20 protein-coding genes, 4 tRNA genes and 1 pseudogene are annotated in these 21,383 nt (G+C 58.9%); 15 read left to right on the top strand and 10 right to left on the bottom strand.

The features are described from left to right. Positions 1-135 precede the first annotated feature (135 nt). The gene (gene ispH / locus ACYZT3_RS25310) at positions 136-1,083 is read left to right on the top strand and encodes a 4-hydroxy-3-methylbut-2-enyl diphosphate reductase (RefSeq protein WP_282381088.1); all 948 of its coding nucleotides are present in this window, start codon (positions 136-138) and stop codon (positions 1,081-1,083) included. Here the strand turns inward: ispH and ACYZT3_RS25305 are convergent. Beyond that, entirely contained in the window at positions 1,052-1,609 is a 558-nt protein-coding gene (locus tag ACYZT3_RS25305) for a GspH/FimT family pseudopilin (protein ID WP_282381090.1), read from the bottom strand. The genes ispH and ACYZT3_RS25305 overlap by 32 nt on opposite strands. Positions 1,610-1,740: 131 nt before the next feature. Between ACYZT3_RS25305 and ACYZT3_RS25300 the strand changes: the two genes are divergently transcribed. Genes ACYZT3_RS25300 through thiO form a run of 7 tightly spaced genes read left to right on the top strand, consistent with a single transcriptional unit; the run spans position 1,741 to position 8,532 of the window. Then, positions 1,741-2,214 (top strand): GspH/FimT family pseudopilin, encoded by a 474-nt coding sequence (locus tag ACYZT3_RS25300; RefSeq protein ID WP_282381092.1) that lies wholly within the window; start codon positions 1,741-1,743, stop codon positions 2,212-2,214. After that, complete coding sequence (gene pilV / locus ACYZT3_RS25295; protein WP_282381094.1) at positions 2,211-2,660, top strand: type IV pilus modification protein PilV; 450 nt, start codon at positions 2,211-2,213, stop codon at positions 2,658-2,660. Before ACYZT3_RS25300 ends, pilV begins: the two co-directional genes overlap by 4 nt. Further along, positions 2,657-3,367, top strand: a complete 711-nt coding sequence (locus tag ACYZT3_RS25290) for a PilW family protein (protein WP_462030981.1) — start codon at positions 2,657-2,659, stop codon at positions 3,365-3,367. Before pilV ends, ACYZT3_RS25290 begins: the two co-directional genes overlap by 4 nt. An 11-nt stretch (positions 3,368-3,378) precedes the next feature. After that, a complete protein-coding gene (locus ACYZT3_RS25285; RefSeq protein ID WP_282381098.1) occupies positions 3,379-3,858 on the top strand; it encodes a pilus assembly PilX family protein in 480 nt (159 codons plus the stop codon). After that, entirely contained in the window at positions 3,845-6,964 is a 3,120-nt protein-coding gene (locus ACYZT3_RS25280) for a pilus assembly protein (protein ID WP_462030980.1), read from the top strand. Before ACYZT3_RS25285 ends, ACYZT3_RS25280 begins: the two co-directional genes overlap by 14 nt. A gap of 14 nt (positions 6,965-6,978) precedes the next feature. After that, entirely contained in the window at positions 6,979-7,374 is a 396-nt protein-coding gene (locus ACYZT3_RS25275; protein WP_282381102.1) for a type IV pilin protein, read from the top strand. A gap of 57 nt (positions 7,375-7,431) precedes the next feature. Further along, the gene (gene thiO, locus ACYZT3_RS25270; RefSeq protein ID WP_282381104.1) at positions 7,432-8,532 is read left to right on the top strand and encodes a glycine oxidase ThiO; all 1,101 of its coding nucleotides are present in this window, start codon (positions 7,432-7,434) and stop codon (positions 8,530-8,532) included. A 3-nt stretch (positions 8,533-8,535) separates the two neighbouring features. Here thiO and ACYZT3_RS25265 read toward each other — a convergent pair whose 3' ends face one another. From ACYZT3_RS25265 to ACYZT3_RS25250, 4 genes are all read right to left on the bottom strand, one after another. Beyond that, the gene (locus ACYZT3_RS25265) at positions 8,536-9,876 is read right to left on the bottom strand and encodes a sigma-54-dependent transcriptional regulator (RefSeq protein WP_462030979.1); all 1,341 of its coding nucleotides are present in this window, start codon (positions 9,874-9,876) and stop codon (positions 8,536-8,538) included. Between the two features lie 2 nt (positions 9,877-9,878). Next, positions 9,879-11,468: a sensor histidine kinase gene (locus tag ACYZT3_RS25260; protein ID WP_462032424.1), complete on the bottom strand. Its 1,590-nt coding sequence runs from the start codon at positions 11,466-11,468 to the stop codon at positions 9,879-9,881. Next, complete coding sequence (locus ACYZT3_RS25255) at positions 11,458-11,691, bottom strand: PP0621 family protein (protein WP_282381110.1); 234 nt, start codon at positions 11,689-11,691, stop codon at positions 11,458-11,460. The genes ACYZT3_RS25260 and ACYZT3_RS25255 overlap by 11 nt, the downstream gene beginning before the upstream one ends. Positions 11,692-11,813: 122 nt before the next feature. Beyond that, a complete protein-coding gene (locus ACYZT3_RS25250; protein ID WP_282381112.1) occupies positions 11,814-12,836 on the bottom strand; it encodes an outer membrane protein assembly factor BamD in 1,023 nt (340 codons plus the stop codon). 151 nt (positions 12,837-12,987) lie between these two features. Here ACYZT3_RS25250 and rluD point away from each other — a divergent pair, with 151 nt between their 5' ends. The 7 genes from rluD to ACYZT3_RS25215 all read left to right on the top strand — a co-directional run bounded on the left by rluD (position 12,988) and on the right by ACYZT3_RS25215 (position 18,102). Then, the gene (gene rluD / locus ACYZT3_RS25245) at positions 12,988-13,950 is read left to right on the top strand and encodes a 23S rRNA pseudouridine(1911/1915/1917) synthase RluD (RefSeq protein WP_282381114.1); all 963 of its coding nucleotides are present in this window, start codon (positions 12,988-12,990) and stop codon (positions 13,948-13,950) included. After that, on the top strand, positions 13,947-14,666 hold the full coding sequence (pgeF, locus tag ACYZT3_RS25240; protein WP_282381116.1) for a peptidoglycan editing factor PgeF: 720 nt from the start codon (positions 13,947-13,949) through the stop codon (positions 14,664-14,666). The genes rluD and pgeF overlap by 4 nt, the downstream gene beginning before the upstream one ends. Positions 14,667-14,823: 157 nt before the next feature. Next, positions 14,824-17,388, top strand: coding sequence for an ATP-dependent chaperone ClpB (clpB, locus tag ACYZT3_RS25235; RefSeq protein WP_095130594.1), 2,565 nt, complete (start codon positions 14,824-14,826; stop codon positions 17,386-17,388). Between the two features lie 298 nt (positions 17,389-17,686). Continuing rightward, positions 17,687-17,762 (top strand) — tRNA-Asn (locus ACYZT3_RS25230). 9 nt (positions 17,763-17,771) lie between these two features. Next, positions 17,772-17,848 (top strand) — tRNA-Pro (locus ACYZT3_RS25225). Positions 17,849-17,853: 5 nt separating this feature from the next. Continuing rightward, positions 17,854-17,929 (top strand) — tRNA-Lys (locus ACYZT3_RS25220). Positions 17,930-18,025: 96 nt separating this feature from the next. After that, positions 18,026-18,102: transfer RNA gene (locus tag ACYZT3_RS25215), tRNA-Pro, on the top strand. A 191-nt stretch (positions 18,103-18,293) separates the two neighbouring features. Here ACYZT3_RS25215 and ACYZT3_RS25210 read toward each other — a convergent pair. The 5 genes and pseudogenes from ACYZT3_RS25210 to ACYZT3_RS25190 all read right to left on the bottom strand — a co-directional run bounded on the left by ACYZT3_RS25210 (position 18,294) and on the right by ACYZT3_RS25190 (position 21,278). Continuing rightward, positions 18,294-18,692: an HvfA family oxazolone/thioamide-modified RiPP metallophore gene (locus ACYZT3_RS25210; protein WP_282381121.1), complete on the bottom strand. Its 399-nt coding sequence runs from the start codon at positions 18,690-18,692 to the stop codon at positions 18,294-18,296. 257 nt (positions 18,693-18,949) lie between these two features. Beyond that, positions 18,950-20,248 carry an NAD(P)/FAD-dependent oxidoreductase gene (locus tag ACYZT3_RS25205; protein ID WP_095130590.1) on the bottom strand — a complete coding sequence of 433 codons (1,299 nt, stop codon included), beginning with the start codon at positions 20,246-20,248 and terminating at the stop codon, positions 18,950-18,952. 60 nt (positions 20,249-20,308) lie between these two features. Then, a complete protein-coding gene (locus ACYZT3_RS25200) occupies positions 20,309-20,482 on the bottom strand; it encodes a DUF3094 domain-containing protein (protein WP_032830895.1) in 174 nt (57 codons plus the stop codon). A 54-nt stretch (positions 20,483-20,536) separates the two neighbouring features. Beyond that, a pseudogene (locus ACYZT3_RS25195) lies at positions 20,537-20,641 on the bottom strand (MOSC domain-containing protein); the annotation flags it as partial. Between the two features lie 10 nt (positions 20,642-20,651). Continuing rightward, positions 20,652-21,278: a DUF1780 domain-containing protein gene (locus ACYZT3_RS25190; RefSeq protein WP_008154887.1), complete on the bottom strand. Its 627-nt coding sequence runs from the start codon at positions 21,276-21,278 to the stop codon at positions 20,652-20,654. Positions 21,279-21,383: the final 105 nt, after the last annotated feature.

The raw sequence follows: 21,383 nt of genomic DNA, 5'->3' as shown, positions 1-21,383 counted from the left end.
CCGACGAAGGTGTTGTCACCTTCAACATCAATGTCGACTGGCACACCGCTTTCGTCGGAACGCCGCCCGGAGCAAGCTCTGCTCCTACAGAGTTGTAATGATCTAACTTCTTGCGCGCAAGACACGAGGCACAGCATGCAAATCAAACTCGCCAACCCCCGTGGCTTCTGCGCCGGTGTGGACCGGGCGATCGAAATCGTCAACCGTGCACTGGAAGTCTTCGGGCCGCCGATCTACGTGCGCCACGAAGTGGTCCACAACAAATTCGTCGTCGAAGACCTGCGTGCTCGTGGAGCGATCTTTGTCGAAGAACTGGATCAGGTGCCAGATGATGTCATCGTGATCTTCAGTGCCCACGGCGTTTCCCAGGCCGTGCGTAGCGAAGCCGCCGGTCGTGGTCTGAAAGTGTTCGACGCTACCTGTCCGCTGGTGACCAAGGTGCACATCGAAGTGGCGCGCTACAGCCGCGACGGCCGTGAATGCATCCTGATCGGCCACGCCGGTCACCCGGAAGTCGAAGGCACCATGGGCCAGTACGATGGCAGCAATGGTGGCGCGATCTATCTGATCGAAGACGAGAAAGACGTCGCCGCCTTGCAGGTGAGCAACCCTGAAAAACTGGCGTTCGTGACCCAGACCACCCTGTCCATGGACGATACCAGCCGCGTCATCGACGCACTGCGTACGCGCTTCCCGGCGATCGGCGGTCCGCGCAAGGACGACATCTGCTACGCCACGCAAAACCGTCAGGACGCGGTCAAGCAACTGGCCGATGAATGCGACGTAGTACTGGTGGTCGGCAGCCCGAACAGCTCCAACTCCAATCGCTTGCGTGAACTGGCCGAGCGCATGGCCACCCCAGCCTACCTGATCGACGGTGCCGAAGACCTGCAAGAGAGCTGGTTCGAGGGTGTCGAGCGAATCGGCATCACCGCCGGCGCCTCCGCGCCAGAAGTTCTGGTGCGTGGCGTGATCCAGCAGTTGCAGGCGTGGGGCGCTACCGGCGCGGATGAACTGGCCGGTCGCGAGGAGAACATCACCTTCTCCATGCCTAAAGAGTTGCGCGTGCGCTCCCTGCTTTAACGCCTTTGCCCCCAGGGCATAGCGCCTGCTCAGCCTTATGGCTGCGCAGGCTTACGCGGCCGGTAGCGGCCAGCACCACCTGGAGGTGAGTGACCGGTTCGCGGGCTGCGCAAATGTGCAATGTTCCTGCTTGAAAGGCCCGTCCGGGCATCTGTGGCTCGCCAATACTGTTGAAACGTATGTATCGCCTGACCGGCCAGTTGCCGATAATCGGTACCCGAGCGCCAATCGCGCGCTCAAAGAGCAGCGGATTGCTGTTGTCCTCTGCCCCTTTACCACTGATATCCAGAATGATCCGCCAGCCCTGACTCCAGTCGCCGTTGATGCCGTGAATCACGACGCTCTGGTTATGTGTGATGGCAACGGTTCTGGCGTTGCGTATACCGCCGATAAGCAACTGCGCCGCCTGCTCGCGATGGTTCGATTCAGTCAGTGCTGCGAACGCCGGACTGACCAGTTGCAGAACAATTCCGACAATTGTCAGTCCCATGAGCAGTTCGATCAGGCTGAAACCTCGCTGATGCATGTCATCTCCCTCCCTGGAGTACTGCGGCCCGCGCGATCCCTGCGCGAGTATTGGCAAAACAACCGAACATCTGCCGGTCGAATGTTCTAGCGTGTAGAAGCAGGTATAGCCGACGGCAACGGAGGGCACCGATGGATCATCGTACAAAAGGTTTCACGCTGATCGAGTTGCTGGTCGCGCTCGCAGTATTTCTGGTCCTGATCACTCTGGCCGTACCGGCATTTACCCGTTCGGTGCAAATCACCAAGGCCGACACCGAAATCGGTGATCTGCAACGGGGTCTGAATTTCGCCCGGCTCGAGGCGATCGATCGGGGTGTCACTACCCGGGTTCGCCCAACGGTAGAAGACGGTGCCTGGACCGGGGATCTGTCGGTCTATGACGGTACTGGCAAATTGGCCAAAGTATTGCGGGTTGTTCCAGCGATGAGCAGCGGGGCGACTCTGACGCTAACCTCAGGAGTGACCGCCATCGATTTCAACAATCTGGGTGGTTTGTCGGCACCGTCCACGGCGGTAGTGATCAGCTATGTACTGGGGGCGCAAAGCAGGACGCTGAATGTGTGTTTGAACGGACGAATTCTATTGGGTGGAAGTTGCGGATGAGGGGATGGAGCAAGCGTGCACAGGAGGGCATGACGCTGATCGAAGTTTTGGTTGCGTTGTTGATTCTGGGTGTTGGGCTGTTGGGGGCGGCGGCGATTCAGCTCAATGCGCTGAAGTATACTGACAGCTCGCGGATGACCAGCCAGGCCAGTTTTATCGCCTACGACATGATGGACCGCATTCGCGCCAACTCCGGTGCCGACTACACCGTCACGCCACCGACCTCGGGCAACTTGAGCATCGCCCGGGATCAGGACCTCTACGACTTCACGACCAACATCGTCAATTTCGGCGGCGCCACGGCTACTGGCAGCGTTACGCTCAATCAGCGGGTGTACACCATCACCATCACCTGGGATGACTCGCGGGCCGCCAACACCGCCAATTCCCGTCGCAGCTTTGTGCTGAGCAGTCGCGCCGCCGTCGATCCGGTGACGACGCCATGAGCCGGCTCAATCGAGGTTTCGGCCTGATCGAAATGCTGATCGCCCTGGCGTTGAGCCTGGTCGTGGTGCTCGGTGTGGCGCAGATTTTCATTGCAGCCAAGAACACCTACGTCAGCCAAAACGCGTCGGCCGACCTGCAGGAAGATGCTCGATTTGTGCTGAGCAAAATGATTCAGGAAATTCGCATGGTGGGGATGTTTGGTTGTCTGGGAACGATCACTGACGCAAGCGCCGGGGGGAGTTTCAATGCCAGCCAGGTAACGCCGATCAGTTGGGACAATGCCAATCTCAAGCTGACCTTGGTGACCGCCGATGTGGGAGCAGGTGGCGGTACGTCGACCTGGACGGTGGTTTCCGATTGTCGAAACACGGCGACGGCTTATTCAAATTTGCAGGCTCCCGCATCGGGACAATTGGCGTTTCCGATTCGGCGACTGGTTTACAGCCTTAAGAACAATCAGCTGACGATGGGAAGCGGCACCACGCCTACCCAAGCGGTGCTGGTCGACAACGTCAGTGCCTTCAACGTGAGCTTCGGTCTTGCTAGTTCGGCTACCGATTCGTCCGCTTCCAGCTACAGCAGCAATCCGTCGGACCCTGCTCGAATCCGCAGCGTACGCCTGACGTTGACTCTCACGGACCCGAGCAACCGGGTACGCAATCAAACCTTTAACGTGGTTGCCGCTCTGCGCAACCGCTTGCCATGAGGGGAGGGCCGATGAGTATTTCTTCCAAGACCCCTCACTCCCAGCGCGGCATGGCGCTGCTGGTCAGCCTGGTGTTTCTTCTGTTGCTGACACTGATCGGCCTTTCATCGATGCAAAACGCCACCCTGCAGGAAAAAATGGCCGCCAGTGTGACCCTGCGCAATCAGTCGTTCCAGGGCGCCGAAGCCGCGCTGCGCATCGGCGAAAGCGCGGTCCAACTGGATACCTACGCACTGCCGGTTTGCAGCGGCACCAGCCAATGCGCGCCGCCGGCCGAGGCGTCGGCCCTCACCGCCGCCGGGTTCAATTCCACCTCGGGGGTGACCTGGATCGCCTCCGGCAACGGCTTTTATGGGGTGCAGAACATTGGCACCACGCTGAACGCCGTGAACGTGCCGAGCAACACGTCGGCAACGCTGTACCGGGTGACCGCTGTGGGCATCGTAGGCAACTCGCGCAGTGTGGTGGAGAGTATCTATGCGAAGTACTGAGGCCCGCACAGGCTGGCGCCGTTGGTTGTTGCAGCTGCTCTACGGCGCGGCGTTGAGTCTTTATCTGGCAGCGCCGGCTTACGCCTTCACGCCCTCGGATTCGCCGCTGTTGAGCGCCGCCGCCGTCGCACCCAATGTGATGCTGTTACTCGACGACTCGGGGAGTATGAACAACATTATCTGGGCGGCAGGCTTCGACCCGACGGTCGCACGCCCCTCGGTGACTATTTGCCTCTCGAATGGTTCGTGCTCGAAAGGCCGCGAGCTTGACATGACCGATACCAATATTGCTTTGTCGAGTTTGACTCGAGGAAAATGTTCGAAAGGATGGTACGGTTTTTATAACAACAGCTCTTCCGGTCCGGATTCGCTTTGCCTCAAACTTCCCGATCCGGTGGGGAGCGAGGACACGCGGTATACGGCAAATTACTTGTCCTATCTGAAAAGCCTGGCCAACAATTCAGATCGGGATTTCACTGATGGCTCGATCCCCAATGATTACCGGATGAACGTGGCGCGCAACGTTTCCAAGATGTTGGTGGCTGGCAACCGCGCGCTGCGCATCGGCCTGTCGACGTTCAATCTGGCAGTCGGCAACCACAAGAATGACGGCGGTTACATTGCCCGTTCGGTCAGTGATATGTCAGCGGTCAGCGGCACCGTGACCCAGGCTCAGGCCAATACCAACTACAACGCACTGATCGACGCGATCGATGAACTGAGCGCGGAAGCCAATACACCGCTGGCAGAAGCCTATTACGAAATCACCCGCTATTTCCGTGGCATGGCGCCATACAACAACTCGACGCCCACCACCTATACCAGTCCGATTCAGTACCGTTGCCAGAAAAATTACGGGGTGGTGATTACCGATGGTCTGCCGACCTACGACCGAACCTTTCCGACCAACGATCCGCTGGGTGGCAGCGGGTTACCGAACTGGGACGGGATCAGCAATAACGATGGCGCCAACCTCTCCGGCGACGATGAGGGCGACACCCTGTACCTGGATGACATCGCCAAGTTCGCCTTCGACATCGACATGCGCTCCACAGGGACAGATGCCGCGGGTAAAAGCTGGAACGAGGTGGATTTTTCCAAGCAGAACATGAACACCTACACCGTGGGTTTCGCCGTCGCTAACCAGATGTTGTCGGATGCGGCGACCTACGGACAGGGCCAATACTACCAGGCGAGCGATAGCGCGGAACTCATCAGTGCACTGACTGCAGCCTTGAGCGACCTCACCGCCAAGGCCGGCTCAGGTGGCAGCGGCGTTGCCAGCGGCACCACTCTTGCCAGCAACTCAACCTACTTCCAGACCACCTACGACCCCAAGGACTGGCGGGGCACCATCAAATCCCTTGGCTTCACATCGGCGGGTGCGGTTAACACGGCCGCGGTTCTATGGACGACCGATACCACTATCGTGCCCGGTGCTACTGCGCCGACCTACCAGTCCTGGAACACCCTGACCAACGCCGCCGTCACTCTGGCCTTCGGCAATTTTTCCCCGGTCCAGCAGGCTTTCCTCAGCCTGAACTTGCCCATCGGGATCACGGGCAGCGATCTGGTGGAGTGGAGCAAGGGCACCAACAAAACCGGGTTGAAAGCGCGTAGCGTGTTGCTCGGCGACATTATCAATTCGCCACTCGTGCTGGCCGCGCCCACCGACCAAACCGCGTCCGATCTGGTGGGGGATACTACCTACAGCACCTACCTGGCCACCAAAGCCGCCAACATGAATGCCAGCCTGGTGGTGAACGCCAACGACGGTTTTGTGAACGTCGTCAACTCGGCCAACGGTGCAAGGCGTTATGCCTACATGCCTTCCAGTGTGTTGCCTTCGTTGCGTTTGATCGCCGACACCAATTACATCAACGGCGTCAGCCACAAGTTTCTGGTTGACGGTCAGGTTGCGGTATTCGATGCGCAACTCAACAGCGCCTGGAAGACCCTGGCATTGGGTGGAACAGGGGCGGGGGGCAGGACCTTCTACGCGTTGCAGTTGTTCGACGCCTCGGCAGGCAACGTGATCAAGGCGGTGTGGGAAATCAGTGTGCCGGCCACTGCAAATACGGCGAACGTTTTCAATGATCTGGGTTATGCCTACGCACGACCGGAAGTGGCACGCTTGGCAGATGGGCGATGGGCCGCATTCATCTCCAACGGTTATGGCAGCAACTCCGGGGTGGCAGCGTTGTACGTGGTCGACATTCGTGACGGCTCGCTGATCAAGAAAATAGTGGTCGACGGCGCCGAAACTACCAACGGTTTGTCATCGGTAAAACTTCGGGTCAACTCGCAGAATGTGGTGCAGGCCGCTTATGGCGGCGATTTGAAGGGGCGGCTGTGGAAGTTTGATTTGAGCGCTACCGCCCCGGAATCGTGGGACCTGGCGTTTTCCCGCAAACCGCTGTTTACCACCGCGGGTGGCGTCACCCAGCCGATCACCGCGCAACCATTGCTGGCGGACAATCCGTTGGGAGGGAAGGAAGTGTTTTTCGGCACCGGTAAATTCAACGAGACGGCCGACAAGACCAACAAAGACCTCCAGGCGTTCTATGCAGTGTGGGATGCGGAAGGTGGCTCCGGGCAAATCACAACGTCCAGCTTGCAGGCCCAAGCGGTGACCGGTGTGTTCTCGGGCAGCAACGGACAATTCATCACCACCAGCCGGAACGAGGTGACCTATCCGGCAGAGAAGGGCTGGTATCTGCCATTGGTTTACAACAACGTGTTGACCGGTGAGCGGGTGATCAATCAGGCCAATCTGGTGTCCGGCCGGATAGTGTTTACCACGGCCAGCGTGGACACCACCGATCCTTGCGCCAGTTCCGGTACCGGCAAACTGGTCGAGCTGGATGCATTCAGCGGTAAGATGCTCAACTACGCGGTGCTCGACACCAATGGCGACGGGCTGGTCGACATCAAGGATTCGATTTCCAGCGGGGTGATTTTCACCGGTGGTATTCCGACGCTCAACGCGATCGTCAACAATGCGTCCCGCAAGATCGTGAGCGACTCCGGTGGCGGCGTGAACTCGCTGGTGGAAAAGCCCGGCGGTGGTGTCAACCGTCGCATCATGTGGCGACAAATTCAGTAAGTGAGAGTTGAGGCATGCGCAGATCCAACCGAGGTTTTACCCTGATCGAAATCATGATCGTGATTGCGATCATCGGGATCGTCATCACCATTGGCTACCCGAGCCTCACCGAATACGTGAAAAAGGGGCGTAGGACTGAAGTCGCGGGTCTGCTCTCCGAGCAGGCGCAAATTCTCGAGCGGTTTTACTCAAAGAGTAATGTCTACACAGGCGCCGCAGGCCTGAGCGCCGGCAATGACTTTTACACCATTACCCAGACCCTGACCGATCAGACCTTCCTGCTGACGGCAGTTCGCAAGGCTGGCAAAGCCATGGCGACGGACCAGTGTGGGGATTTCACCATCACCAACACCGGTGTCAGAAGCATGGTCAATGCAACGGCCACGACCAAGGATTGCTGGGGTCGCTGAGTTCCTTTTTCGGGCGCCTTTTGCGTCCCTCTGTCTATTTAACGGTTGGATCAGAACATGACCAGGCAACAGCAAGTGGTGATTGTCGGCGGCGGAGTGATTGGCCTGCTGACAGCGTTCAACCTCGCGTCCGAAGTGCAAAGCGTCATGCTGCTGGATCGCTCGAACGTTGGTCAGGAATCGTCCTGGGCCGGCGGCGGTATCGTTTCGCCGCTTTACCCGTGGCGCTACAGCCCGGCGGTCACCGCGTTGGCTCACTGGTCCCAAGACTTTTATCCGCAGTTGGGTGAGCGGTTGTTCGCAGCAACCGGCGTTGATCCCGAGGTGCATACCACCGGGTTGTATTGGCTGGACCTGGATGATGAGGCCGAGGCGTTGGCCTGGGCCGAGCGGGAAAACCGTCCGCTGCGGGCTGTGGATATCTCGGCGGCACATGATGCCGTGCCGGGATTGGGTGCGGGTTTTTCGCGGGCAATCTACATGGCCGATGTGGCCAATGTGCGTAATCCGCGGCTAGTCAAATCGCTCAAGGCTGCGTTGTTGGCGCTGCCGAACGTGACGATTCATGAGCAGTGCGAAGTCAGCGGGTTTATCCGTGAAGGCGCTTCGGTCGTTGGGGTGCAGACCTCCGCGGGTGCTATCCATGGCGATCAGGTGGTACTGACCGCGGGTGCCTGGAGCGGTGATTTACTCAAATGCCTGGGCCTGGACCTCCCGGTCGAGCCGGTGAAAGGGCAGATGATTCTCTACAAATGCGCCGCGGATTTCCTGCCGAGCATGGTTCTGGCCAAGGGGCGTTATGCGATTCCTCGGCGCGATGGGCACATTCTGATTGGCAGTACGTTGGAACACGAAGGCTTCGACAAGACACCGACCGAAGCGGCCCTGGAGAGTTTGAAGGTATCGGCGGTGGAGTTGATTCCGGCACTGGCGGATGCCGAGGTCGTGGGGCACTGGGCCGGGTTGCGACCGAGCTCGCCGGAAGGCATTCCCTACATCGGTCGGGTGCCGGGGTTCGAAGGGCTTTGGCTCAACTGCGGGCATTACCGTAACGGCTTGGTGCTGGCGCCGGCGTCGTGTCAGTTGTTTGCGGATGTGATGCTGGGGCGTGAGCCGATCATTGATCCGGCACCGTATGCGCCGGTTGGAAGGATCTGAGACTCAATCGAGTCCCAGTTTTTTGAGCCTGTAGCGCATCGACCTGAATGAAAGATTCAACCGCTGAGCAGCCGCCGTGCGGTTCCAGCGGGTTTCTTCCAGGGCCTGGAGGATCAGTTTGCGTTCGACGTTTTCCAGGTAGTCTTCCAGGTTGTCGATCTGCGTCAGGTCCGGCACTCCACCTTCCGGGTTGCAGTTGCCTTCGGCCAGCCGCAGGTCGCTGGCTTCGATCTGCTTGTTTTCGCACAAGGTGTGAGCCCGTTCGAGCACGTTCTCCAGTTCCCGCACGTTGCCGGGGAAGCGATAACTTTTCAGTGCGTCGAGGGCATCCGGGTGGAGTTTCGCGGCGGGTTGGTCGGTGCTGATGGCCAGGCGTTTGAGCACATGGCTGGCGAGCGATTCGATGTCGTCACGGCGTTCGCGCAAGGGCGGCACCCGTAGTTCGATCACGTTCAACCGGTAGTACAAATCCTGGCGAAAGCGTTCGGCGGCGACTTCGGCGTCGAGGTCTTTGTGGGTGGCGCAAAGGATCCGCACATCGACCACGGTTTCCTGCTGCTCGCCGACACCGCGAACGGCTTTTTCCTGTATGGCCCGTAGCAGCTTGACCTGCATCGCCAGCGGCAAATCCGCCACTTCGTCGAGGAACAAGGTGCCGCCATGGGCGGCCTGGAACAGTCCGGGTTTGTCTTCGATGGCACCGCTGAAGCTGCCTTTGCGATGGCCGAAAAATTCGCTCTCCATCAATTCAGACGGAATCGCCCCGCAGTTGATCGGAATAAACGGTTGGCTGGCGCGCGGTCCTTGCTCGTGGATCAGTCGCGCGACCAATTCCTTACCACTGCCGGATTCGCCGCTGATGTACACCGGCGCCTGGCTGCGGGCCAGTTTGTCGATGTGTTTGCGCAGGGCACGCATGGGCAGTGAGTCACCCAGCAGCCGGCGATCGATGGCGGTGCCGGTGCCGCCTGACGCAGGCAAACGCAGCGCGCTGCTGACCAGCTCCCGAAGGCGGGTGAGGTCCACCGGTTTGGTCAGGAAGTCAAAGGCGCCAGCCTTGAGGGCGTTGATCGCGGTTTCCAGGTTGCCGTAAGCGGTGATCATTGCCACCGGTATTTGTGGGTAGCGTTGTTGAATGTGTTGCACCAGTTCAAGGCCGGTGCCGTCCGGCAGGCGCATGTCGGTCAGGCACAGGTCGAACGTCTCCCGCGTCAGCAGGGCCTGGGCTTCGCCGAGGTTGCGGGCACTGAAGGTGTCGAGTTTCATCCGTCCCAGGGTGATTTCCAGGAGTTCGCGGATATCCGGTTCGTCGTCGACGATCAGGACTTTTTGCCGTGGGCTCATGTTCAACTTTGTTTCCGTCCGTGAGCAAAGGTGATGCGAAAGCAGCCGCCGCCTTGGCGTGGTTTGAAGTCTAGGCGGGCCTGGTTGCTTTCGCACAGCTCACGGGACAGATAAAGCCCCAGGCCAGTGCCTTGGGTGCTCGTGGTGAAGAACGGTTCGAACAAGTGCGTTTGATGCTCCGGTGCCACGCCGGGGCCATTGTCCAGGACCTCGAGGATCGGCAGCTGGCTATCCGGGTCGACAAACAATTCGAGCCAGACCTGCGCCGGGTCGTGATTCAAGGCGCTATGGCGCCAGGCGTTGCGCAACAAATTGTCGAGAATCTGGGGCAGCTGGTTGGGGTCCATCAGGGTTTTGAAGTCTCCTGAGCCGATGCGCAGATGAATCTGCTGATGCTCGGTCGCCCCCTCGCGGGTTTCGTTGACGAACTGTTCCAGCCACGGCTTCAGATCGAGCCGTTGCGCCACGGTTTGCTGGCGACGGGACAGTTGCAGGACGTTTTCGATTACCCGATTCATTCGCTGAGAGTGGTCTTGAATAATCTGTGTCAGACGTCGATCCGCGCTGTTCAGTTCCTCTGATTCTTGCAATAGCTGCGCAGCATGACTAATGGCGCCCAGTGGATTGCGGATTTCATGGGCTATACCGGCGGTCAGGTGACCGAGGGCGGCCAGCTTCAGTTGTTGGGCGTGTTGGGCGATTTGCGCGAGGTCTTCGAGAAAGACCAGGGTCTGGTGGTGTCGGCTTTGGTCCAGGGCAATGAAGCTCGGTTGCAACTCCAGGCCACTGCTGGCGACTTTCAGGCTCTGGGGGCGCAGCGTCGGGTTGTTGAGCCACAGTTGCAGGCGTTCGACCAGGATGGGTGAGTCATCGTCGATCAACTGGCCTACAAGGCTTTCCCTGCCTAACAGGTTCAAGGCGCTGTGGTTGGCCAGTTGAACCCGCCGCTGGTCGTCGAGCACCAGGATGCCGGTACGCATGCGTTGCAGGATCAGTGCGTTGAGGGCTTCGAGACCGACGACTTCGCTGGCCCGTTGTTCGGCCAGGGTTTCGCTGACTTCCAGGCGTCGGATCAGCCCTTGCACCAGCAATGCCGCAGCAAAACACAGGGCGCCGAGCGTGCCGGCTTGCAAGTAATCATTGGGGGTGGCGGGATGGCTGAAACTCAGGAGGAAGCTCAGCCCCACGATGCCGAGCGCGCCGACGGCGGCAATCAACAGGCCGATGCGCCCTCGCAACAAAGTGTTGCTAATGGCTACCGATACGATCAAGAGGTTGCCGATGGCGCTGGCCACACCACCGGCGGCGTAGAACAGACCGCACAGCAGCAGGACGTCGGTCAGCGCCAGGCTGAACAGTTGCGCCGGGCGCCGGGTGTTCTCGAGAAACACCACCAGCAGGATATTCAGCACCAGATATAACCAACTGCCACTACGCAGCAGGTCGTCATTGGCGACCGTCAGCAGCTGGTTGTCCATGTTGCTGGCGATCAACAGCACCAGGGTGATGCCGACGCTCAAACGGTAAAGATGATAGAGGCGCAGCAGTCGCAGGGCCTGTTTGCTGCCAGGACTGGACGTCTCAGCGATCACTGGAGCCCGGGCCTTGCTCAAGGTGAGCCTGGCTGCAATACCACTGTTGTTGAAGGTTCAGCGCGCGGTCGCGTGGCAGGTGTACGCCGCAATGGGCGCAGCGGACCATAGGGGCTGCTTCCAGCTCTGCGGAGGACTTGGGATTTGTCGACGATCCCTTGAACTTGCGCCAGAACCATACCGCAACGGCAATCAGGGCGATCCAGAACAGTAAACGAAGCATGATGAGCTGCTATTTGACGAGTGATTAGCCAGTTTAGCCAAGGACATGACCAGCGCACAGCGTAATAATCGAGCCCATAAAAAAGGAACCTCGAAAGGCTCCTTTTTGTACCGCCCGACGTGTCAGTCAAACACGCCGAAGGTCATGTAGCTGAACCACGAGCGGTCGCTGTTGTTGGCTTCGGACTCGTGTTCCTCTTCTTCGATCACGTCGCCATTTTCGTCTTTAGGCTTGAGATCGCTCGGAATCGCATCCTTGGCGTCCTGGAACTGCTTCTGCACGTCCTGGTTGGCGCGGGTTTCTCCCGGCGGCAGCGGTGGACGGGATTCGATCAGGCCCAGGGTCGCCTTACTCAACCACGAACGGTTGTCGGCTTCGTCTACCGAAGGCTTGAACTGACCGTCGACCAGGGTTGGATGGTTCGGGTAGTTGAGCTTCAGGGTTTCGAGGCTGGTGGCAGCCAGTTCGTCCAGGTGCAGACGCTGGTAGGCCTCTGTCATCACCGCCAGACCGTCACCGACCGCAGGGGTTTCCTGGAAGTTTTCCACCACATAACGACCACGGTTCGCCGCAGCGACATAGGCCTGACGGGTCAGGTAGTAGTCGGCAACGTGAATCTCGTAGGCCGCCAGCAGGTTGCGCAGGTAGATCATGCGCTGCTTGGCGTCCGGCGAGTAGCGGCTGTTGGGGAAGCGGCTGGTCAGCTGGGCGAACTCGTTGTAAGAGTCGCGAGCGGCACCCGGGTCACGCTTGGTCATGTCCAACGGCAGGAAGCGCGACAGCAGGCCGACGTCCTGGTCGAACGAAGTCAGGCCCTTGAGGTAATACGCGTAATCCACGTTCGGGTGCTGCGGGTGCAGGCGAATGAAGCGCTCGGCGGCGGACTTGGCCGCTTCAGGCTCGGTGTTCTTGTAGTTGGCGTAGATGAGCTCGAGTTGAGCCTGATCGGCGTAGCGACCGAACGGATAACGCGACTCCAGCGCCTTCAGCTTGGCTGTGGCGGCGGTGTAGCTATTGTTGTCCAGATCGTGCTGAGCCTGCTGGTACAGCTCGACTTCGCTCAGGTTTTCGTCTACGACTTCCTTCGATGAGCAAGCAGCGGTCAATGCGAGGATGGCGATCAGCAGCAGGTGTTTCACTTGCATGGCGGCTTGCGTCCCTATGACGGCCGCTGTCTTGGGCGGGGCCGTCCTGTTATGATGAGCGCCCCGTTGAATAGCCTCGGGGCAAAAGACGCCGTATTTAACCACAAGCGCGCAGCCGAAACCAAAGGCTGTGCCGACGCCTAGTCCGAGCATGTCCGATAAAATTGAACTTCGCGCAGAGGTGCCGTCCGAATTGGGCGGCCAACGCCTCGATCAAGTCGCCGCACAATTATTCGCTGAGCACTCGCGCTCGCGCCTTTCCGCCTGGATCAAAGACGGCCGCCTGACTGTGGATGGGGCGGTTATCCGCCCGCGAGACATCGTTCATGGTGGCGCCATTCTTGAGCTCACTGCCGAGCAGGAAGCTCAGGGCGAATGGATCGCTCAAGACATCGAACTGGACATCGTCTATGAAGACGACGACATCCTGGTGATCAACAAACCCGCGGGTCTGGTGGTGCATCCTGCCGCCGGTCACGCCGATGGCACCTTGCTCAATGCCTTGCTGCACCACGTGCCGGACATCATCAATGTGCCGCGCGCCGGTATCGTGCACCGCCTGGACAAGGACACCACCGGTCTGATGGTGGTGGCCAAGACCATTCAGGCGCAGACACAGCTTGTCACGCAATTGCAGAGCCGTAGCGTCAGCCGTATCTACGAGTGCATTGTGATCGGTGTGGTGACGGCCGGCGGCAAGATCAACGCGCCAATTGGTCGTCACGGTCAGCAACGCCAGCGCATGGCCGTGATGGAAGGTGGCAAGCAAGCCGTCAGTCATTACCGCGTGCTCGAGCGTTTCCGCTCCCACACACACGTGCGGGTGAAACTGGAAACCGGTCGTACGCACCAGATTCGTGTGCACATGGCTCACATCAACTTCCCGTTGGTCGGAGATCCTGCCTACGGCGGTCGTTTCCGCATTCCGCCGGCAGCCAGTGTGACCATGGTCGAAACGTTGAAGGCGTTCCCGCGTCAGGCACTGCATGCGCGGTTCCTGGAGCTGGATCACCCGACGACCGGTAAGCGGATGAGCTGGGAATCGCCACTGCCGGACGATTTCGTCTGGTTGCTGACGCTGCTCAAGCAAGACCGCGAGGCGTTCATCGGATGAGTGACTGGCTGATTCCTGACTGGCCAGCGCCGGCCGGGGTCAAAGCCTGCGTTACCACCCGGGCGGGCGGCGTCAGCCTGACGCCGTTCGACAGCCTCAACCTCGGCGATCACGTCGACGACAACCCCGAAGCCGTTGTCGAAAACCGCCGTCGCCTCACCGATCATTTCTCTATTCAACCGGCCTGGTTAAAGCAGGTTCACGGCATCGCCGTGGCCCACGCAGACCCAAGCCAGGTGGCCACTGCCGATGCCAGCTGGACCGCAACGCCCGGTATCGCCTGCACGGCGATGACCGCTGATTGCCTGCCGGCATTGTTTTGCGACCGTGCCGGCACTCGCGTAGCAGCGGCCCATGCCGGTTGGCGCGGGTTGGCGGCGGGTGTGCTGGAAGCGACTCTGGACACGCTGGCCGTGCAACCAGAAGAAGTGCTCGTCTGGTTGGGCCCGGCCATTGGCCCGCAAGCCTTTGAAGTCGGCCCGGAAGTGCGCGAAACCTTCGTACAGCAATTGCCCGAAGCCGCTAACGCCTTTGTGCCGAGTCAGAATGCTGGCAAATTCATGGCTGATATCTACGAGCTGGCGCGTTTACGGCTGGCCGCTCGTGGCGTCACTGCTGTCTATGGTGGCGGTTTCTGCACCGTGACCGATCCTCGCTTCTTTTCTTACCGCCGCAGTCCTCGCACCGGTCGGTTTGCCTCCCTTATCTGGCTGTAGTGCGCTGTCTCAGGGCACGACCGCTAGACTTAGCTGACCTGCATCAACGTCACGACGCTTGAAACTCCCAGAATCGACCACATCTAATGAGGTATCTGGCAGGTTTCTTCATTCAGGATGTTTTATCGGTCCGGCCTGCTCAAAAGGAAGGTGACCCATGCGTATAGATCGTTTAACCAGCAAATTGCAGTTAGCGCTATCCGACGCCCAATCTCTGGCCGTCGGCCTTGACCATCCCGGCATTGAGCCGGCGCACTTGATGCAGGCCATGCTTGAGCAGCAGGGTGGTTCGATCAAACCCCTGCTGATGCAGGTAGGTTTCGACGTCAACAGCTTGCGTAAAGAACTGACCAAAGAGCTCGACCAGCTGCCGAAAATCCAGAACCCGACCGGCGATGTGAACATGTCGCAGGACCTGGCGCGGCTGCTCAACCAGGCCGATCGCCTGGCCCAGCAGAAGGGCGACCAGTTTATCTCCAGCGAACTGGTGCTGCTTGCCGCGATGGACGAGAACAGCAAGCTCGGCAAATTGTTGCTTGGCCAGGGCGTCAGCAAGAAAGCCCTGGAAAATGCAATCAACAACTTGCGCGGTGGTGAGGCCGTCAATGACGCCAACCACGAAGAGTCGCGCCAGGCACTGGATAAATACACCGTCGACCTGACCAAGCGTGCCGAAGAAGGCAAGCTCGACCCCGTGATCGGCCGTGACGACGAAATTCGCCGGACCATTCAGGTCCTGCAACGCCGTACCAAGAACAACCCGGTGCTGATCGGTGAACCTGGCGTGGGTAAAACCGCCATCGCCGAAGGCCTGGCCCAGCGCATCATCAACGGTGAAGTGCCGGATGGACTGAAAGGCAAACGCCTGTTGTCCCTGGACATGGGGTCGTTGATTGCCGGTGCCAAATACCGTGGAGAGTTCGAAGAGCGCCTCAAATCCCTGCTCAACGAACTGTCGAAGCAGGAAGGGCAGATCATTCTGTTCATCGACGAACTGCACACCATGGTCGGCGCCGGTAAGGGCGAAGGCTCGATGGATGCGGGCAACATGCTCAAACCGGCGTTGGCTCGCGGTGAGCTGCACTGCGTCGGTGCAACCACGCTCAACGAGTACCGCCAATATATAGAGAAGGACGCCGCCCTCGAACGGCGTTTCCAGAAAGTCTTGGTGGACGAGCCGAGCGAAGAAGACACCATCGCTATCTTGCGTGGCCTGAAAGAGCGTTACGAGGTTCACCACAAGGTGGCAATCACCGACGGCGCGATCATCGCCGCGGCCAAGCTCAGTCACCGCTACATTACGGATCGCCAGCTGCCGGACAAGGCCATCGACCTGATCGACGAAGCGGCCAGCCGCATCCGTATGGAGATAGATTCCAAACCGGAAGTTTTGGATCGTCTTGAGCGCCGCCTGATTCAGTTGAAGGTGGAATCCCAGGCGCTGAAGAAAGAAAGCGACGAAGCGGCCATAAAACGTCTGGAAAAACTCCAGGAAGAAATCGTCCGTCTCGAGCGTGAGTATTCGGACCTGGAAGAAATCTGGAACGCGGAAAAAGCCGAAGTCCAGGGTTCTGCGCAGATCCAGCAGAAAATCGAACAGTCCCGTCAGGAACTGGAAGCGGCCCGCCGAAAAGGCGACTTGAACCGCATGGCCGAGCTGCAGTACGGGATCATCCCGGACCTGGAGCGCAGCCTGCAAATGGTCGACCAGCACGGCAAAACTGAAAACCAGTTACTGCGCAGCAAGGTGACCGAAGAAGAGATCGCCGAAGTGGTGTCCAAGTGGACCGGTATTCCGGTGTCGAAAATGCTCGAAGGCGAGCGCGACAAACTGATGAAGATGGAAAGCTTGTTGCACCAACGTGTGATCGGCCAGGACGAAGCGGTCATTGCCGTTTCCAACGCAGTGCGGCGCTCTCGTGCCGGGTTGTCCGATCCGAATCGCCCGAGCGGTTCGTTCATGTTCCTCGGCCCGACCGGTGTCGGTAAAACCGAGCTGTGCAAGGCACTGGCCGAGTTCCTCTTTGATACTGAAGAAGCGATGGTACGGATCGACATGTCCGAGTTCATGGAGAAACATTCCGTGGCTCGACTGATCGGCGCGCCACCAGGCTACGTGGGCTATGAAGAGGGCGGTTACCTGACCGAGGCGGTGCGTCGCAAGCCTTATTCGGTCATCCTCCTGGACGAGGTCGAGAAGGCCCACCCGGACGTCTTCAATATCTTGCTGCAAGTGCTGGAAGATGGCCGGCTGACCGACAGTCATGGCCGCACGGTGGATTTCAAAAATACCGTGATTGTCATGACCTCCAACCTGGGCTCGGTACAGATCCAGGAACTGGTCGGTGATCGTGAGGCGCAACGTGCGGCGGTGATGGATGCGATTTCCACGCACTTCCGACCGGAGTTCATCAACCGGGTCGACGAAGTGGTGATCTTCGAACCGTTGGCTCGGGATCAGATCGCGGGCATTACCGAGATTCAGTTGGGTCGTCTGCGCAGTCGCCTGACCGAGCGCGAGCTGAAGCTTGATCTCAGCCCTGAGGCCATGGATAAGCTGATTGCGGTAGGTTACGACCCGGTTTACGGCGCACGGCCGCTCAAGCGAGCGATCCAGCGCTGGATCGAGAATCCGCTGGCGCAGCTGATTCTGTCGGGCCGTTTCATGCCCGGCGACACCGCAAAAGGTGTCGTGGAAAACGACGAAATTGTATTCGTCTGATCCAGGGCGCCGGCAAAACTGACGAGGCCTCGCATTGTGAGGCCTTTTTTTCGCCAGGCTGTTGAACTGAAAGGAAAAGGCTTGTAAAGTGCGCCCCGCAGTAAGTCGCCCTGAAGGGTTTCTGCTCCCCAAGCAGGAATCTGAAATAAGTTGCAAATCATTAACTTGAAAGCAATTTAGGGGGTTGACAGAGGTGCTTAAAATTGTAGAATAGCGCGCCTCAGACACACGAACGCAGCGATGCGAACGGGTCGAAGAGGTGAAGCAAGCTTCACAGTTGTCAATTGAAATATGTAGTTCCGTGATAGCTCAGTCGGTAGAGCAAATGACTGTTAATCATTGGGTCCCAGGTTCGAGTCCTGGTCACGGAGCCAATTTCAAACCGGGGTATAGCGCAGTCCGGTAGCGCGCCTGCTTTGGGAGCAGGATGTCAGGAGTTCGAATCCCCTTACCCCGACCATTTTTGGGTCGTTAGCTCAGTTGGTAGAGCAGTTGGCTTTTAACCAATTGGTCGTAGGTTCGAATCCCACACGACCCACCATTTTTGAAACCAGTTAACGCTGGGATCAGATCTTAAGATCAGAGGCCAAAAGCACTGATCGAAGAAGGCGACTTGTAAAGGTCGCCTTTTTTTTACCGGGGTATAGCGCAGTCCGGTAGCGCGCCTGCTTTGGGAGCAGGATGTCAGGAGTTCGAATCCCCTTACCCCGACCATATTAAAAATCCTCGTATCGAAAGATTCGGGGATTTTTTTTGTCTGCTGGAAATGCGATTCCCTTGACGTCATGAGCTATCACAACTGGCCAATGCCTTGCAGAGCATGGTGCAGCGCTTTCGGGTGTAAATCCGCCAGACGAAAAAAGCCGCGCTTCCCGACAGGAATGCGCGGCTTGGATCTCAGAAACTTAGGCGCCGTCTTGGTCTTTCAAGTGCTCGAACAGACCTTTTGGCATTTTCTTGCCATTGGCTTCGAAGTTGGCTTTCACGTTGTCGTAAGCCTCTTGTTCGTCGATGAAGCCGTCATGGTTGGTGTCGATCTTGTCGAAATTGGACTTTGGCGCGACTTTCAGAAATTCCGCACGGGAAACCTTGCCGTCGCCATCAGTGTCGGTTTTTGCCATCGACGCATCGCCACACTTGCCTTCGCCACATTTGCCTTCAGGGGTCTTCACCACCTGTTCGGCAGAGGCCAGCAAGTAGCCCTGAGTCAGCGGTTGCGAGGCGAACACGGAGCCGGACAACATCATGCCACCGGCCAAAACAGCGCCGAGCAGACCGATAGTGTTTTTGGTGGTACGGGACATTTCAAATCTCCTGGGTTGCACGACACAACCGTTCGATAAAGGGCGCCACGTAAGTGCGGCGACAAACCTGTGCAGGCGAGGTGCCTTGCTCGGGTGTGGCCATTTAGCGGGCGTGGTGTATCGCTACTGTGTCGCGCAAGGGGGGAGTTTGTAAGCGAAGGGGGAAACAATGGGGGGAGATACAGTGAGACACAGATCGGCGGTGCGATGAGCAGAAAAGTGGGAGCAGGCAAGCTCACCCCCACCCTCAATGTCTATCAGTGCAGCTTCAGCCGCGGCTCAGTCCCGCGCCCGATCTTGCTGCCCAACATCAGCATCGCTGTGCGAAACGCGCCATACAGCGCCATCTGGTGCATGCGATACAGCGATACGTAAAACATCCGCGCCAGCCAGCCTTCGAGCATTACGCTGCCGGTGAGGTTGCCCATCAAGTTGCCCACAGCCGAAAAACGCGACAGCGAGATCAGCGAGCCGTAGTCGGTGTATTTGTACGCAGGCAGAGGCTTGCCCTCGATCCGCAGCTTCAGCGATTTGGCCAGCAACGAAGCTTGCTGATGCGCAGCCTGGGCGCGCGGCGGTACGTTGCGATCAGTGCCCGGCTGCGGGCAGGCCGCGCAGTCACCGAAGGCGAAGATGTTCTCGTCGCGGGTGGTTTGCAGGGTCGGCAGCACTTGCAGCTGATTGATCCGGTTGGTCTCCAGACCATCGATGTCCTTGAGGAACCCCGGTGCACGAATCCCGGCCGCCCAGACTTTCAGGCTGGCGTTGATGACTTTGCCATCGGCGGTAATCAGGCTGTCGGCCGTCACTTCACTCACCGCCGCATTGGTCATGACGTTAACCCCAAGCTTCTCCAGGGTTTTATGCACCGGCCCGCCGATACGTTCCGGCAGCGCTGGCAGCACCCGTGGCCCGGCTTCGATCAAGGTAATGTGCATGTTTTCCGGTTTGATCCGGTCCAGGCCGTAAGCCGCCAGTTCATGGGCAGCGTTGTGCAGTTCGGCGGCCAGTTCGACCCCGGTGGCACCGGCACCCACGATGGCCACGCTGATCTGCTCGACCTTGTCGGTCTGCCCGGCGTGCGCGCGTAGGTAGTGGTTGAGCAATTGCTGATGGAAGCGCTCGGCCTGTTTGCGGGTGTCGAGGAACAGGCAGTGTTGCGCCGCGCCCTGAGTGCCGAAATCGTTGGTGGTACTGCCGACCGCGATCACCAGCGAGTCGTAACCCAGCTCACGGGCCGGAACCAGCTCCACGCCGGCTTCGTCGTAGGTGGCAGCCAACTGGATTTTCTTCTGTGCGCGATCAAGCCCGCTCATGCGCCCCAGCTGGAACTCGAAGTGGTTCCATTTCGCTTGGGCAACATAGTTGAGTTCGTCTTCGGAAGAGTTCAGCGACCCGGCCGCCACTTCATGCAACAGCGGTTTCCAGATGTGGGTCAGGTTCGCGTCGACCAGCATTACACTGGCCGTGCCGCGCTTGCCCAGAGTCTTACCCAGACGGGTAGCCAACTCCAGACCGCCGGCGCCGCCGCCAACGATGACAATACGATGAGTCATGGGGATATCTCGCAAGGCTAAAAGAAATCGGTGCAATTACCCGAGCGAGCGCGAGGCAGCTCATAGCGTCAGGTAACTGATAAGTCGGCTCAACAGGCCTAAACCAATGGTCACTGCCAACACCACCACCAGGAGCATCCACGGCCGGAAAGGCCGGCGCTCGACTCGGTGCTGGGACAGGTGCAGGTACTCTTCGACATGCTTTTGGTCGTCGGGGTTCAGGCGGCTGGTCATATTGGGCCTCGTCAGGGGTAGACGTTGCTAAATGTGTAGAAGCTACAAGCGAGGTTATCCCGCATTGAACGGAGCATAGCCGCTGGCCGAAATGGGCTCGACGCTCACTGTATCGTCCAGGCGAATGATTCCACTTTGTAACACCCGGCGATCAACTCCTGCAACGGACTCACAGGCTGATCCCGACGTCGAAAACTATACTGCGCCCCAGGTTGCTGCGCAGGAAATCCGGGGCATCCGGGTGCGCGAACAGCACACGGGCGAAGGTCGGACCGACCAGCGACAATGAGCGCCAGCCCTGGCGCAAATATTCGGTCGGCGGTGGGAAATGGCTGTTGAGGTCCAGCACTTCGCGCTTGAGGCTGGCGAAGGCGATGATGTCCAGTTCCCCCAGGTCCATGCCGCGTTCTTTGTAGTTGTGGGCTTTTTTGCGCAAGGTCGGCGCCAGTCTCAACAAAAACTCATTGGCCGGAATGCGCCGGGGCTTCGCCTCGCGGCGCACCAGCGAACTCAGGGAAAATGCGCTGCGCCGACGTTGCAGCTCATCGCGCCATTCATCGTTGAGGCGCCGGCCTTCATCGAGTACGAAAAACACTTCGAAACTGGCGTCACGAAACAGCACGTCCGGCGGCTCCCCGGCCGGGGCGAATTCGTCGGCGCGATAGGGAATGTTCAGGCCTTGCAGCAGGCGCTGACAGACCCAACGCTCACGCTCCCATTTGCGGGCATTGGACAGGAACGCGTTGGCTTGCTCGGCCGCGATGGTCAGCAGGCGTAAATAATCTGAGTCATCCATAGGCCCAAGCTTAGCGTTCAAATGCGATCGCAAAGAAGACAGTTTATCGGAGAAGGTCAGAACTGCCGGATCAGCGGCGCGCCATGTCCGCGACAATCCTCATCC

This window comes from Pseudomonas sp. MDT1-16 (assembly GCF_054898115.1).
Note: the sequence above shows the minus strand (reverse complement) of the source record. Positions and strands in the feature narration are given on the sequence as shown.